The 15,486-nt window shown below is 41.3% G+C and carries 14 protein-coding genes and 1 CRISPR repeat array; of the genes, 8 read left to right on the forward strand and 6 right to left on the reverse strand.

Annotated elements, in window-relative coordinates:
* The first annotated feature begins 56 nt into the window (after nt 1–56).
* From CP948_RS04070 to CP948_RS04080, 3 genes are read left to right on the forward strand one after another with little or no spacing between them, the layout of a single operon-like run.
* On the forward strand, nt 57–1,100 hold the full coding sequence (locus tag CP948_RS04070; RefSeq protein ID WP_245810081.1) for a hypothetical protein: 1,044 nt from the start codon (nt 57–59) through the stop codon (nt 1,098–1,100).
* Between the two features lie 17 nt (nt 1,101–1,117).
* Nucleotides 1,118–2,266 carry a hypothetical protein gene (locus tag CP948_RS04075; protein ID WP_096601434.1) on the forward strand — a complete coding sequence of 383 codons (1,149 nt, stop codon included), beginning with the start codon at nt 1,118–1,120 and terminating at the stop codon, nt 2,264–2,266.
* A 13-nt stretch (nt 2,267–2,279) separates the two neighbouring features.
* Nucleotides 2,280–2,624 carry a CZB domain-containing protein gene (locus tag CP948_RS04080; RefSeq protein WP_180764086.1) on the forward strand — a complete coding sequence of 115 codons (345 nt, stop codon included), beginning with the start codon at nt 2,280–2,282 and terminating at the stop codon, nt 2,622–2,624.
* A gap of 7 nt (nt 2,625–2,631) precedes the next feature.
* Here the strand turns inward: CP948_RS04080 and lptB are convergent, their stop codons facing one another.
* Nucleotides 2,632–3,348, reverse strand: a complete 717-nt coding sequence (gene lptB / locus CP948_RS04085; protein ID WP_096601642.1) for an LPS export ABC transporter ATP-binding protein — start codon at nt 3,346–3,348, stop codon at nt 2,632–2,634.
* Nucleotides 3,349–3,455: 107 nt separating this feature from the next.
* Here lptB and CP948_RS04090 point away from each other — a divergent pair, with 107 nt between their 5' ends.
* Genes CP948_RS04090 through CP948_RS04100 form a run of 3 tightly spaced genes read left to right on the forward strand, consistent with a single transcriptional unit; the run spans nt 3,456 to nt 7,711 of the window.
* A complete protein-coding gene (locus tag CP948_RS04090; RefSeq protein ID WP_245810082.1) occupies nt 3,456–5,552 on the forward strand; it encodes a TonB-dependent receptor in 2,097 nt (698 codons plus the stop codon).
* 11 nt (nt 5,553–5,563) lie between these two features.
* Complete coding sequence (locus tag CP948_RS04095) at nt 5,564–6,973, forward strand: 4Fe-4S binding protein (protein ID WP_096601440.1); 1,410 nt, start codon at nt 5,564–5,566, stop codon at nt 6,971–6,973.
* Between the two features lie 9 nt (nt 6,974–6,982).
* Nucleotides 6,983–7,711, forward strand: coding sequence for a TonB family protein (locus tag CP948_RS04100; protein ID WP_096601443.1), 729 nt, complete (start codon nt 6,983–6,985; stop codon nt 7,709–7,711).
* A 20-nt stretch (nt 7,712–7,731) separates the two neighbouring features.
* A CRISPR array of direct repeats spans nt 7,732–9,165; the repeat unit is 29 nt; unit sequence CTTTCAACTCCACACGGTACATTAGAAAC.
* A 338-nt stretch (nt 9,166–9,503) separates the two neighbouring features.
* On the opposite strand, the gene infC is transcribed toward CP948_RS04100, so the two are convergent.
* From infC to CP948_RS04125, 5 genes are all read right to left on the reverse strand, one after another.
* Entirely contained in the window at nt 9,504–10,019 is a 516-nt protein-coding gene (gene infC, locus CP948_RS04105; protein ID WP_096601447.1) for a translation initiation factor IF-3, read from the reverse strand.
* Between the two features lie 28 nt (nt 10,020–10,047).
* On the reverse strand, nt 10,048–10,443 hold the full coding sequence (locus tag CP948_RS04110) for a hypothetical protein (protein WP_096601450.1): 396 nt from the start codon (nt 10,441–10,443) through the stop codon (nt 10,048–10,050).
* A 97-nt stretch (nt 10,444–10,540) separates the two neighbouring features.
* Nucleotides 10,541–11,386 (reverse strand): fumarate hydratase, encoded by an 846-nt coding sequence (locus CP948_RS04115; RefSeq protein ID WP_096601453.1) that lies wholly within the window; start codon nt 11,384–11,386, stop codon nt 10,541–10,543.
* On the reverse strand, nt 11,367–12,371 hold the full coding sequence (locus tag CP948_RS04120; protein WP_096601456.1) for a malate dehydrogenase: 1,005 nt from the start codon (nt 12,369–12,371) through the stop codon (nt 11,367–11,369). The genes CP948_RS04115 and CP948_RS04120 overlap by 20 nt, the downstream gene beginning before the upstream one ends.
* Nucleotides 12,368–14,350, reverse strand: a complete 1,983-nt coding sequence (locus CP948_RS04125; RefSeq protein WP_096601459.1) for an aconitate hydratase — start codon at nt 14,348–14,350, stop codon at nt 12,368–12,370. The genes CP948_RS04120 and CP948_RS04125 overlap by 4 nt, the downstream gene beginning before the upstream one ends.
* Before the next feature lie 62 nt (nt 14,351–14,412).
* Between CP948_RS04125 and CP948_RS04130 the strand changes: the two genes are divergently transcribed.
* Nucleotides 14,413–14,841 carry a hypothetical protein gene (locus CP948_RS04130; RefSeq protein ID WP_143441265.1) on the forward strand — a complete coding sequence of 143 codons (429 nt, stop codon included), beginning with the start codon at nt 14,413–14,415 and terminating at the stop codon, nt 14,839–14,841.
* A complete protein-coding gene (locus CP948_RS04135) occupies nt 14,834–15,481 on the forward strand; it encodes a hypothetical protein (RefSeq protein WP_096601465.1) in 648 nt (215 codons plus the stop codon). Before CP948_RS04130 ends, CP948_RS04135 begins: the two co-directional genes overlap by 8 nt.
* Nucleotides 15,482–15,486 lie beyond the last annotated feature (5 nt).

A 15,486-nucleotide genomic window follows, 5' to 3' on the forward strand; every position in this document is an offset into this window, starting at 1 on the left:
CGCTGTATATATTGCTATTCTTTTCCCTTCTACTCCTGTCGTTGCTTCTAAAGCTGATGGATAAAAACTACATAGACCTTCTGGTATTCTTTGCCTTTCCTGGACTTATCTCCGGTACTCTTTTCCAGCTCTACCCTACCATTCAGGGTTATCCTGTAAGAGGAGAAAAGCTAATACACCTACACATACTCCTATGGTTGGTGAACACTCTCTACTTTCTATACAAATACGAAGTAAATCCACACATGTATCTTCTCCTTACTACAGCGCATACCACCCTAATAATCATGAACACAAGAAAGATCAAAGATCCAATAGTTTTATTCTTCCTAATGGGTAGCGTGTTTTATCTTATTGCGGGTTTACTCTTAAAGCAGAACCCCATCTTCGTGAAGCACCTTATAACGGTAGGCTTTTTTATGCCTGTGGTGATAGGCTCTTACTATGTTTTTGTTCCTATGCTACAGATCGAAGCCCTTGAAAGTAAAAGCATTGTATGGATAAATATTTTCTTCCAGTTTTTAAGCTCTTTGCTCGTTCCCATCGCGTGGTATCTTTCTAACTACATGTATGTGTCCTATGCAGGCTTACTTCAGCTCCTCTCTTTGGGTGTCTTATCTTATGGTGTGTACAGCATGCTCAGTCAGAGAAAGAGCCCTCTAAAAGGTCTGGATATATCGGTGCAGTTTCTGATTTTGGGTCTTTTTATGTGCTGGTTTTTTCTTCTTACGGGTGTATTGATGGCAGGTAGCTTGAACTTGGGATTTGTTAAATTGCACTCTGACGGCATGCTTTACGGCTTTTTGACCGCTATAAGTGTAGGTGCTTCCTATCACATAATGCCCTTCCTTCTTTGGTGGAGGCTCTATGCCCCAAAGATGGGTAAGGAAAAGATCCCTACGCTCAAAGAGATCATGGACATAAAGATAGTAAAAAGACTGCTACTTTCTTTGCCTCCTCTAATAACGGGACTTATCTTTGGAGATGTGGTAAATCCTTATTTGGAAAAAGTATTCTCCTTACTTCTCTTCTTACTGTTGAGTTTATACACCATCAAGATGGTCCCCCTGACTTACGACCTCTTGACAAAGAATAAGTAATTACTTACTATTAATATATGTTTTACATCTCAAAGGTGAGCCCTTTCTTCTTCCTTCTTGCCATAACAGACTTGTTTGTATCACTCGTCTATAAATCTTTAAATGCAAACACCCAGTTTGTCTGGATAATTGCAGTTTTTGGCTTTATAGCACACACAATCATGTCCGCCATGTACCAACTTATCCCAAACTCCCAAAACATGTCCTTGAAGTTTCCTTTTATTTCCTATTTTGTATTCTTGCTTAGCCTCTTGACTTCCTTACTTTTCTATGCAGGATGGTTCTACTATGCGAGCTACATTTACGCATTTACCTCTACTCTTTTTTTCTTCCATGTGCTCTCTTCCGTAAGAAATTGGCAACCTATAACTGTTAAGTTTCTTGGACTCTCTAATCTTTACTTCCTTCTCTCCTCTATTTTTTTACCGCTTTCTCAGATGGGTTATGTGCCTTTACAACTTGCTATACACACCCTTACCTTGGGATTTATGCTCAACGCAGTGATGGGAACTCAGTTGGCGTGGATACCTATGCTTTACATGGAGCCACTGAACATCAAATACGGAAAGTATTTATTCTACACGAGCTTGATTTCACTGCCTCCCTTCCTCTTAGCTTTTTACACATTAAATTACAGGCTGATAGCTTTGGCAAGCTTTTTGCCAGCAGTCCTCATAGCTTACTTCCTTTGGATCATTTACTCCGTCTTTTCAAACAGGCGTATGCCAAAAGAGATCCCTTTAGTAGTAAGATACTTTATACTGGGTATGTTTTTCCTACCTTTTGGTGTGCTTGTGGGTGTGCTCATGGCAGGCGAAAACCTCGTATCCTTCTTAATAAAGGTACATATGGACCTTCTTGTGTACGGTTTTACCGCCACGACTATAATGGGAGGGATATCACACCTAAACCCAAGGATGCTTTACAATTGGCTACAGTCAAGGGGGATTAATGTAAGCATACAGGAGCTTGTAGATGAATCGCTTTTGAGGAAGCTACTTCCTTATGTTGCAATAAGCATAGCGTGGATGGTGTTTTGCGATGCGCTTGGTAGCTATTTTACTTACTTTTCAGCAATACCTTACGCGATTGTATGGCTTCTTTTCCTTAAGGGAGTCTTTGGTCAGATAAGTAAGTTAACAAGGTCCAATGGGCAACATGAATGATAAGTTAAGGAATATGATAGAAGAAATTATTGCTCAGCATGAGCTATACCTCAAAAGGCTAAAATTTGCTATTCTTCATAGAAAAGAATTTCAACACAAAGACTGTGGGCGCAAAGGATTGGAGAATGCGTGCCATTTTGGAAAGAAGTTATACACGGAAATACTTCCTACACTCCAAGATGCATCTGATGAAGTAAAGAGAATAGTCATGGAAATAGAAGAGTTTCATTGTGAATTTCACGAAGTTTCAAAAACCATAAACCCCCTTAACCCTCTGCAGGAACAAGTAAATTCTATGAAAACAGTATCCCTCCGTCTTTATCAAAAATTGCTTCAACTCAAATCTCTTCTTAAATAACCGCTTGTTAAAAAGAGAAGTCTTTACCCAAATACACCTCTCTTACTTCTCTCTGGTGAACTACCTGCTCAGGTGAGCCTTCTGCGATTATCTTTCCTTCGGATATTATATAGACCTTATCCACTATCCTTATAGTCTCTCTTACATTGTGATCCGTTATAAGCACTCCTATGTTCTGGGATTTTAGGTTTATGATCATAAGCCTTATGTCTGCTACTAATATGGGATCTATTCCCGCAAAAGGCTCATCAAAAAGAATATACTTGGGTTTGGGTATGAGAGATCTGGCTATCTCAAGCCTCCTCTTTTGTCCGCCAGATATGTATTTTGTCTTTATGTCCTTTATCTCGTAGAGCCCAAAGTCCGTAAGAAGCTCCTCCGCTCTTGCCAGCCTCCGTGTCTTGCTATCCTCAAAAAACTCAAGGAATATGAGGAGGTTCTCCATTACCGTGAGGTCTTCAAAGAGGGTGTGCTCTTGAGGTAGAAAGGTTATTCCTTCCCTTGCCCTTCTATGTGCTGGCATGTGGGTTATGTCCTTTCCATCAAGGGATATGCTCCCTTCATCTACAGAAGTGAAACCCACAAGACAGTTAAAGAGGGTGGTTTTTCCAGCTCCATTGGGTCCTAAAAGCCCTACAATTTGTCCTCTATCAACGCTAAGGTCTATTCCCTTCAGAACCTCTCTTCCTTTGTACTTTTTCCTCACGCCCTGAGCTATGAGCATGGGGATCATTTTAAATCAGCTCCCATTTCAATTTTTGTATTATATTAACGAGAATATAACTTTAAATTTATGTTATTATTATTTTATAAAATATCAGAGGTTTAACAATGAAAGAGCGCATGGTAGGGACGATGATACTAATGGTCTTGAGTGGTGCGCTGGCTAAGGAAGTACAGCTGGAAGAGGTTAGCGTTACCGCAACCAGGACCGAGAGGAAAACGGAAGAAGTGCCTGCAAGCGTGAGCGTGGTAGGTGAAGAAAAGCTCAAGCAGAAGCCTATGTTTAACCTTTACGACGCTCTACAGGGAATATCTGGAATTAACATCACATCAAGAAACCAAGGCTACGACACACGACTGATAATAAGGGGTGCGGGTCTTAAAGCACCTTACGGTGTGAGGGAAATAATGGTGCTTTTAAACGGTGTACCCATCACAGACCCAGATAGCTTAACACGCCTTGACTTTGTGGACACATCCCTCATTGAAAGGGTAGAAGTAGTCAAAGGTCCCAACTCCACCTTGTGGGGGGTGAACGCTTCTGGCGGTGTTATAAATGTTATAACGCGCTCTCCTTTTGAAAGAAAGGGGGGTTTTATAAAGCTGAGTCTTGGGGATTACAACACTCAAAACCATAACCTTTACTACTCAACACCACTGGGTAAAGGCTTTTATATGGGCTTTAATGCGAGTAGGAGACAGACGGACAACTCATGGAGACCCCACAACAAGTTCTGGACTAACCAGATAACACTACAACCTTCTTATCTCTTTGAAGATGGTGGAACATGGGAAAACTATATAAGCTACACAAAGGCATGGCTTGAGCTTCCGGGCTCTCTTGTAGTAAACCCTTCTAAGGGTATAGATCAGTGGTCAGAGTTTAAAAGTACTGGCACAGTGCCTCAGACGGCAGACCCTTGGAAGCACATGGGAAGGTACTCGGAGATATTCTTCTTAAGTTCCAAGCTTAACAAAAGCTTTGGAAACCTTGATCTTACACCCCTTTTTTATGTCAACCACTGGCAACACTACCACCCAGTGATCGGTAGGATAAACGACGCTAACACATGGATTTACGGATTTGACCTTCAGGCAAATTATAGACATAGTTTTGGTGTGCTCACCTCTGGCTTTACCTTAAGGCACGATAACCAGAACACTGATTACTTCAAGTACAGAGATGTAAAAGTTGTCTCAGGTAGAATCGTTAGTACCCTTTCTGATAGAAAGGGAGACCTACTTGAAAAGCAAAACCAGAAAACTACACTCGCAGGTGCGTTCCTCCAAGAATCCATTCAAAAAGATAGATGGATACTGGATATGGGCGTGAGAATTGACAAGGTGAAGTTTGATATATCAGGCTACAAGTGGGGAGACTACGACTTTGTGTCAGGGAACTACCGCATGTGTCCTTCTCGCACAATAGAAAACTGCTTTTCTTACTCAAGGGAAAAGACTTATATTGCTTTTAGTCCAAAGATAGGTTTGGTATACAAGTTTACGCCTGTAATAAACATATATGGAGCTGTTGCAACAGGTGCTAATACACCTTCAAGCAGTGAGCTGTCTTCTAACCCAAACCTGAAGCTTGCAAAAGTTATTAACTATGAAGTAGGTCTCAAAGCAAGACATCATAGGTTTTCGTTGGATACTGCGCTTTACCTTATGCGTGTGAAAGACGAGGTGGTAAGGGTAATACAGCCGGACGGATACACCCAATTTACCAATGCAGGAAAGACGGAGAAGAAAGGTTTTGAACTTTCAGGTTCTTATAGACTCTTTCAGGGTTTAGATGTTGGAGTTTCTTATGCCTATTCGGACTATAAGTTTAAAGAGTTCTCTGAGCTTGTTGGAGGGAAGAATATTAGCAGGAACGGAAACAGACTTCCCTACATACCCATGCATCAATATTCACTGTTTGCAGTCTATTCTCACCCTTCGGGTTTTAGGGCAAGACTCCAGACGGACACATGGGGTGAGTACTACATGGACAATGCCAATACGGAGAAGTACGGAGGATACCATTTTCTTACAAGCCTCAGCTTAGGATACGCTAAGAGGAACTTTGATGTCAGCCTTATGGTTGATAATGTGTTTAACAAAAAGTACGCTGTTGAAGTTTCCAAAGACACATCTGGTGTTAAAAGGTACACACCTGGACCACCAAGGACCTTTTTGGTGAGAGTTAGCTATAACTTTTGAGGAGGTTTATCATGCATGTAGAGAAGGTTCATTTCATAGCAAAAAGGGATAGGAGGGATATATTTAACTTCCCACTGCTTGGCTTCCTTTTTAAAAATAGGTATATGCTTATGTTTTACAGATTACTTACCCTTTTTTTACTATTCTATGCCATAATATACGGTCTTATAAAACCAAACAAGGAAAATATATTCACTACAGCACTCTTTTGGTCACTCTTTTGGCCCTTTTTTATGGTCATAACCCTTCCCACCCTTGGAAATGTTTTCTGTATGGTGTGTCCACATGGCTTTGTAGGTAAATACATTACTAAGTTTGGCTTAAAGCTCAGACCTCCCAGATGGATTGCCAATCCTTACATAGGGCTTATTTTCTCTAACATAACAGCTTACTGGTTTGTGCTTTACACATTCCCCAACTTTCTGAGAAGTCCCCTTAATACAGCTCTTTTCTTCCTATTCTTTACCCTTCTTTCCTTTGCTTTCTTTTTCCTTTTTAGAGGCATGGCTTACTGCAAGTATGTATGTCCCATAGGTTCGGTAAATTCTGCCTTTTCAAGGACTTCTTTTACTTGGCTTTCCACTTATCAGGAAGAGTGTAAAGAGTGTAAAAAACCCGAATGCGCCCTTGCCTGTCCTTACGAGTTAAACCCTTCAAAGTTTGACCATAAGAACTCCATGTTTAACTGTACCTTGTGTATGGAGTGTGCTCATGTATGTGATGCTGTAAAGTTTGAGATAAGAAAGTGGGGAAGCTCCCTTTATAAGGAAATTAAAAATCCCAAACTCATAGAGGTTATGGTTTACCTGCTTCTTGTTGCGGTTATAACTTTCACCATGCGTTTCCATCACGGACTTTCAAGAAGTGGGCTTTCGGAATATATGCCTTGGGTAATTTTGGGTAAGTACATCCAAAATGCGTTTGGACTTCCCAAGTGGGTTGACATGACAGGTTTTGTTGCCATGCTTATGGCTCTTGTCTTGGTCTTCTCTACTGTTTATGTAAGCTTTAAGTTGGTAGAGAAGATTTCAAGGAAGGGATTTAAGGAAAACCTTCTAATACTTGGCTGCGCTTTTGCTCCTCTTATGATAGTAGGTGGGCTGTCGCATGCTCTTGAGTTTTTCTTCATTGATTACTATCACCACATAGTAAACGGCTTTTCCCAAGCTTTTGGGCTTGGTGTTAGTGTAGAACCTCTCGCAAGAAGAGGAGAAGCTTGGCTTAATGTTTTCAAAGTGTTTCCCTTTATAGCGGGTCTTTGGAGTCTTCACATTCTTTGGCATAGGGTGAAGTTGCTGACAGATAAAAATAGGCTTTTAGTGTTTATGGCTGCCTCAGCTTTGCCTATAATATACCTTTTAGTGAGTGTCTTTCAGATTTGGGTGATGATGAACTTCCCACCATCCCACCATCATCACTGAGGTAAAAGTATGCAAGTGAGCGTAAAGGCTTATATAGTATCTCTCTTACTGCACCTTCTTTTTTTCCTTATGTACCCTCTTGTCCTTACCCCCCTTTACAAGAATTCTGAGCTTCTCAAAAGCCCTAAAGTGGTGGAGATAGACCTAACTCTTGAATATGAAAAAGAATTAGAAAGGAAAGAACCTCCACATCTTACTGGAGAAAAAAGAGAAAAACGCCAGGAAGTAGTCCATAAACAAAGAACACAAGCCATTCAAAGCACATCCCAGGTCCATGAAGCTCCTATGCGGTCAGCTCAAGAACAGAATCAAGTTATTCCTACAACAAACATCTCACAGGGAAAGGATCAAAGAGGAGGCACAGACTCGCACACAGAAGGCTCTCAACCATCAAACAAAAAGGCAGAAGCAGGATCAGGCGGTGGGGACACTTCTTCAACATCTAATGTTCAGAAGGAGCTTTTTCTTAAGGAAAAACTATCGGTTATATCCTCTTTGGTACAGAAGAGCATAACATACCCTTTGCTTGCTCGCAAGATGGGCTGGGAAGGAAGAGTGGTGGTGTGCTTTAGGCTAACACCTGATGGAAGACTTGAGGACCTTCATGTGCTTGAAAGCTCGGGTTATGAGATTCTTGATAGGAGCGCTCTTGAAGCGGTAAGCAGAAGCGCTCACCTTTTCCCAAAACCACCTGTGGAGGTCCTGATAAAACTTCCCGTAAACTTCAGACTAGAATGATGAATTATAATTATCCTCTTCTTTCAACTCCCCACGGAAGATTAGAAACCTTCAAATGCGTATAGTTCTTTGCTCATTATCAAACATCACTTTCAACTCCACACGGTAGATTAGAAACCCACTTGCCCTCCGAAGCATTGTAATAACCTTTTGCAACACTTTCAACTCCACACGGTAGATTAGAAACGTGCGTAGCCTTCTCTCTGCCATTTCCTTACTCCCCTTCTTTCAACTCCACACGGTAGATTAGAAACGAGGATAATTAATTTCATGAGAGCAGAAGCAAAAGACTTTCAACTCCACACGGTAGATTAGAAACGGAGAAGAAGAGTTTAGAGGCACTATATCCTATGAGACTTTCAACTCCACACGGTACATTAGAAACTCTTGCTTTTTCCTTACCTCCATGTAAAGAATATCCTCCTTTCAACTCCACACGGTACATTAGAAACTAAAGCAGAAAAGGTAAGAGAGGAGCTACTGAAAAAAGCTTTCAACTCCACACGGTACATTAGAAACAACTCATACGATAGCAGGTATATAGGACTAATTCCAACTTTCAACTCCACACGGTACATTAGAAACTAAGCCTCGGGAGGCATTTATTTTTGTTTGGTCCAGCCTTTCAACTCCACACGGTACATTAGAAACATATGAGCTTTGCCCTGCCCTTCTCAAGCTTATAGACTTTCAACTCCACACGGTACATTAGAAACATATAACAGGTCTAATGGCTTGCAGTAAAGCTTTTCTTCACTTTCAACTCCACACGGTACATTAGAAACTGAGGTAAAGGAGCGTTTTAAGGGGGCATTAAGCAGGTTTCTCTTTCAACTCCACACGGTACATTAGAAACCCGCTGGAGGTAAGCTATGAAGAAGATGGTATCAGACCTTTCAACTCCACACGGTACATTAGAAACTCCTACTTCTGAAGAAGACATTGAGAGGACTGTAAGCTTTCAACTCCACACGGTACATTAGAAACGAGAGTACTTTTTTGAGAAAGATGCGTAAGCTTGGCCTTTCAACTCCACACGGTACATTAGAAACATATAACAGGTCTAATGGCTTGCAGTAAAGCTTTTCTTCACTTTCAACTCCACACGGTACATTAGAAACGCACACTTTAAGCTTATAAAAGTGCCTTCTTAATAGCTTTCAACTCCACACGGTACATTAGAAACAGTGAAAGAAGTTTCTATTTTAAAAACATCTTACAACTTTCAACTCCACACGGTACATTAGAAACCTTAAGTCCATAATGACCATCTACAATGTTTTTCCCATAAAGATCTTTCAACTCCACACGGTACATTAGAAACGGTGATAAAAAACGGTGCTCCTGCTCAACAGCTAACCTTTCAACTCCACACGGTACATTAGAAACGTATCCCATGCCTGTCTGCATGGGGGCAAAGGATCACTTTCAACTCCACACGGTACATTAGAAACCCCAAAAGGGTATTTTAGAAAAACATTATACATCAACACTTTGCTAAAAGGGGTACCCTCTTCAAATGAAGTTAATTTTCGGAAATCTTCAGTTCCTAAAAATGGGCTGAAAAATTACCATTCCTAACTATTGAAACTCAATTATTCCAGAAGTGCCTCATCAAAACATCAAAATGCCAAAATGTTTTGATGAAGGTATTAAAGCTATATCACCCCCTCTTATCTTACAAACACAAACCCTATTCAACTGCCAAGATAACAAGGGTCAGTTTTCTGACCCTCAGTAAAACTTGGTAGTTAATTTTAATGCATGTAATAAGAAAAATCAAGAGGACAAATCACCTCTTCTTAGGTATCAAGGAAAACATCAAGAAAGCTCCTTCTTTCTTTGGTTCTGATTCTATCTGTCCTATATCTGATAGGTCTTCCAAGATCCTCTGCACTAGTCTGTCTCCTAATTCGGGGTGTATGTTTTCCCTTCCTCTGAACTTTATCCTAACCCTTACCTTATCTCCATCTTCCAAGAACTCCCTCATGTGCTTGAGCTTTACTTTAAGATCGTGTTCGTCTATTCTTGTGGATAACTGAATGTCTTTTACTTCAATGGCGTGTTCTCTTTGTTTCTTTTTTGCGGTTTTTTCTTTCTTTTTCTGTTCGTATATGAACTTTCCGTAATCAAGTATTTTGCAAACGGGTGGGTTTGCCTGTGGTGCTATCTCCACAAGGTCTAAACCTTTCTCTTCTGCTATTCTTAGTGCTTCTTCAAGGGGCACTATGCCTACCTGTTTGCCTGTCTCGTCAATAAGCCTAACTTCTTTTGCTCTTATCTGCCTGTTTATTCTGTAGTTTTGCATCATCACCTCCGGATTTTTTTAGATAAAATCATGACTTTACGAATACATAAAGGGATAAAAGGAAATTTATAAAAAGCAGTAAAGTAGAAATCATAGAAACCTTTCTAAAAAACCTTCTTTTAGGATGGTCAAAGGGAAACAGGTCTATATCACCTAAGGACTTTTTTAGTTTTTTCAGATAGTAAGAGGTTATTATGTTAGCCCCCAACCCACTCATGAGAAGTAAAGCGTAAAGCTTATTCGCATCAAGAATAAAATAAGACAGTAATAACAAAAATGCAAGAGGATAAAAGCGCCAAAGTATCCTTCCGTAAAATCTACCTGCAAGGTTCTTGTTTTGTTTTTCTCTAAGGAGCGCAGGTGCTACAACGAACACCAACAGAAATAACGAGCCTGCATAAAGGGTAAGGAACAGATGACTCATAAGGTTTTGGTTTTTACCTTTCTTAAGATTCTAAAAGCTAATCCTGACAAGAAAAGTAGGGTTATAAATCCTACCAGAGCCAAAAAAAGTATGTACTTCAAAGTTCTACCTCTGCGTGCCTTGACGCGTGGCATTGGACATTTACTGCCACGGGAAGGGAAGCTATATGGCAGGGATAAAGCTCTACCCTTACATCTACAGCGGTCACTGTGCCACCAAAGCCCATAGGTCCAAGACCCAACTTGTTTATGTCTTCCATAAGCTCCTCTTCTATCCTTCTGGCTACTGGGTCTTTGCTTCTTTCCCCTGTTTTTCTTAGAAGTGCTTTTTTTGAAAGGAGCGCACAGTACTCAAAGTTTCCACCTATCCCTACACCTACTGTAAGTGGAGGGCAAGCGTTTGGTCCTGCAAGTTTTACTGTCTCAAGCACGAACCTCTTTACTCCTTCCCAACCATCTGCAGGTTTTAGCATGGCAAGGCGCGATGTGTTCTCAGAGCCTGCACCTTTTGGTGCAAAGATTATCCTTATTTTGTCTCCGGGCACTACAAAGAAGTGTATTATGGCAGGTGTGTTATCTTTTGTGTTTTTCCTCTCAAAGACAGGGTCGTAAACCATGGAAGCTCTTAGATAACCTTCTGTGTATGCCTGTCTTACACCTTCGTTTATAGCATCTACCAAAGACCCACCAACTACATGAACATCTTGTCCTAACTCAACAAAAACCACCGCTACACCTGTATCTTGACAGTAAGCCATCTGCTCTTCCTTTGCGGTTTGAGCATTAAGAAGTATCTGTTTAAGCACTTCTTTTCCTATTGGAGACTCTTCTTTTTCTACTGCGGACTCAAAGGCATAGACTACATCTTGGGGAAGCTCGTAATTGGCTTTTATGGCTATCTCTTTAACCGCTTTTATTATGTCCTCACAGTGCACTTCTCGCATGAAGCATATCCTCCACTACTTTTAAGTTTCTTTTCACTGACTCTACAGACCTTCTCCACATTTCTCTCTCTTCCGGAAGCATGGGTATGTTTATTATCTCTTCCACACCACAACTGCCCAGTTTTACAGGCACACCCACGCACACATTTTGAGCCTCGTAGTATTCTCCTTCCTCACCTTCCAAATAAACGGAGCATGGGAGTATCCTCTTGTTGTCCGTAACTATGGCTTCTACCATCTCCACTATAGATGCAGCAGGTGCCCAGTAAGCGGATGTGCCCATCAGGTCCACTATCTCACCACCTCCAAACTGGGTCCTCTTTATAAGCTCAGAGAGTTTTTCTTTAGGTAGCATATCTTTTAAAGGTATTCCTCCCACGTTGGATATGGATATGAGGGGGACCATTTCGTCTCCATGCCCACCTATAACATAGGCGTGTATATCCTTTGGAGACACTTTCACCTCTTTGGATATGAAGGTTTTAAACCTTGCAGAGTCAAGAACTCCAGCCATGCCCATAACCTTCCTCTTGTCAAATCCGAGCATCTTGTAAACTGCGTAGGTCATAAGGTCTACTGGGTTGGTAACTACTATAACTATAGCGTCTTTTGCGTACTTTTTTATCTTCTCGCATATGACGGAAAGAATGGATAGGTTCTTGTCTAACAGGTCTTCTCTTGACATACCTGGCCTTCTGGGAAATCCTGCAGTTATAACTACTATATCAGTACCGTCTAAGGCTTCGTATCCCTCACCCTCCGGACTTACCGTGTAGCCTTCTACTTTGGCATCTATGTCTATGGCTGTGAGCATCTGCTTTATGTCAAGAGCTTTGCCTTTTACTGGTTCTATAAGCTTATCTCCGTCCTTTCTTGGAATGTCAAACATCCTAACATTCACAAGGCCCCTCAGAGCAAGAAGACCTGCGGTGTGCTCACCTACATTACCCGCACCTATAACGGATACTACTTTCCTCATTTTCATGTTTGTACCTCCACCTTCTGTTTGTTTTTTATCCACCTTAGTAAGCCACCTGCGAGCAATACGGATACTTGCTTTGGCGTAAGGTTATACCTACAGGGGATCTCCTCTCCTGTTGTCTTGTTTATAACCAGCACCTCTTTTCCGCTTTTTAACCTTTCTATAAGCTCAGGAATGTATATTTCGTCTCCCATGGAAAACTTGTTGTAATCCTCTTTATCCACAAACTCAAGGGGAATTATGCCAAAGTTTACAAGGTTTGCATGGTGTATGCGCGCAAAGGATTTGGCTATGACAACCCTAACACCCAAAAATCTGGGCGCAAGAGCAGCGTGCTCTCTTGAGGAGCCTTGTCCGTAGTTTTCTCCACCTATTATTATGTTTGCTTTACCTTTCTCGTCTCTTACCTTCTTGGCTCTTTTTACAAACTCAGGGTCTACATAGTGATAGACATATTCACTTATGGCGTATATGTTGGACCTCAAAGGTAGTATTTTGGCACCTGCGGGCATTATGTGATCCGTAGTTATGTTATCACCTACTATAAGGGATACCTCTCCTTCTATGACCTCAGGAAGCTCGTCAAATTCAGGTAGTGGCACTATGTTAGGTCCTCTGTATATCTCTACCTTTTTGGCTTCTTCCTCTGGCAGGGGTTCTATGATGGCTTCATCTCCGTACGGAAACTTTTCCGGCATTTCCACCTTTATCCACTTTATACCTTCTTTTTGAGCAAGCTTTCTGGGATCTACTATCTCTCCTGCTATAGCACAGGCAACACACACTTCAGGTGATGCCAAATACACTTTTGCATCTGGAGTGCCAGACCTTCCCTCAAAGTTTCTGTTGAAGCTCCTTATGGATACGCCACCGCTTGGGGGCGCATAACCCATGCCTATACATGGACCGCAAGCGCTTTCTAATATCCTTGCTCCGGCTTTTAAAAAGTTAAGAAGTATGCCGTTCTGAGTTATGAGCTCAAGGGCCTGTTTGGAACCTGGAGCTACTGCAAATATCACATCGGGATGCACCTTTCTACCTTCTAACATCTTCCCTGCACGCGTCAGGTCCACAAAGGAAGAGTTGGTACAAGAACCTATAACTACTTGGTCTACTTTTATACCTTCTACTTCTCTGACTGGCACCACATTGTCCGGAGAGTGAGGGCACGCTATGAGAGGCTCAAGCTCTGAAAGGTTAATTTCTATGATCTCATCGTACTCTGCGTCGGGATCTGGTAGTAGCTCTATCCAGTCTTTTTCCCTTCCCTGAGCTCTAAGATAATCCCTTGTTATCTCGTCAGAAGGAAATATGGAGGTGGTTGCTCCAAGTTCCGCACCCATGTTAGTTATAGTTGACCTTTCAGGAACAGAAAGCTCCTTTATACCTTCACCAAAGTATTCAAATATCTTGCCTACACCACCCTTAACAGTGAGCCTTCTTAGAAGCTCAAGAATAATATCCTTTGCGGTTACCCACTGAGGAAGCTTTCCTGTAAGCTTTACTCCCACTATCTTGGGCATCTTCATGTAAAAGGGTTCACCTGCCATAGCGGCCGCTACGTCAAGACCTCCTGCACCAATGGCAAGCATGCCAACTCCTCCAGAAGTAGGAGTATGAGAGTCAGAGCCAAGAAGAGTTTTACCGGGTTTTGCAAACCTTTCCAAATGGACCTGATGGCATATACCGTTGCCCGGCTTTGAAAGGTATATACCGTAGCGCTTGGCAACGCTCATGAGATACTTGTGATCGTCAGGATTCCTAAAGTCTGTCTGAAGCATGTTGTGATCTATATAACTTACAGAAAGTTCTGTTTTTACTCTGTCTACTCCCATGGCTTCAAATTGAAGGTAAGCCATAGTTCCTGTTGCATCCTGCGTGAGTGTCTGGTCTATCTTTATAGCGATCTCTTCACCAGGTATAAGCTTTCCACTCACCAAGTGTCTTTCAATTATTTTGTAAGCTACAGTGCCCTTTGCCATAAGAACCTCCTGTACAAAAAGTGATGATCAATATTATAGACTTTTTGCGCTATAATTCTACCATGTCCACAAAGGGGAAGGATTTTTTGTCCTTTTTTACCTCTTTGGCTGTAGAAAAAGGTTTAAAGTTTTTGGGGGTGTTTGACAGGAAAGCCCTTTTAAGCCTTGAAGAATACCTACAGACAGACCTTGGAACCCACGACCCCACAAAGTCCAAAAGACCCTTTATAGGACAGTTTATTGCAGAAAAAGATAGCTACAGAATAGTTTTCCTGACTTCTAAGGTGCAGAGGATCTTTATAGACCTTGGCAACTGCCCAAGCTGTAAAAACCTAAAGCCCTTTGCCTTTGCCTTTAGAGACAGGAGAAGAAAACGTATCTTAGCTTACCTAATCCCAAAGGAAGTAATAGACCATCTTAAATTCCACAACTGCGGAGTTTGTAAGGATTTTGAATTTTTAGACCATCTTCCTGAGGAACATTATGAGTAAAAATTACAAGGAAGAGCTGATTTTGCTATTGGATGGGAAGAACACACCTCTGGAGCGAAAGCTAAAGAGCATGATAATCACCATAGCACGCAGGTCTGGGCTTGAAACACCCATTATGGAGAAGTACGGAAGAGACTTTGTAGAGGACATTTATTCAGAGTTCTTCCTTCACCTTATGGAAAACAAGCACCTACTTATATCTAAGGAATTCATTAGTATAAATTACATAAGCGTTATGATAAAAAACCTTATGGTGGACAAGCTCAACGGCTCAAGATACATAAAAACCGTAAGCTATGAGGACCTAAACTATAAAGATGATGAAGGAAGAGAGGTAAGTTTTGAAAGCACCATAAAGGATGAGAGGGAGTTTTTCTCACAGCACGAGGGGGATCAGCTGTTTGCTCTTGTTCTTGAAAGTCTAGATCAAAAGGACCTTATAGCCCTTTGCTACTATATTACTTACTACATAAAAGGTGTAAAACCCAAGGTAAAGAGCATGTCCACAAATAACCTGTATAAGCGTAAGGAAAGGCTCAAGTTAAAGATAAGCAAATACTTAGAAGGGTTGAGTGAGCAAGAGGCAAGATACTTGTTTGAGAAGTTGCTGTCAGAAGTATGCGAAAAGTTAGATTATTAGTATTA

It is taken from the genome of Hydrogenobacter hydrogenophilus (assembly GCF_900215655.1).
In the GTDB taxonomy this organism is placed as follows: domain Bacteria; phylum Aquificota; class Aquificia; order Aquificales; family Aquificaceae; genus Hydrogenobacter; species Hydrogenobacter hydrogenophilus.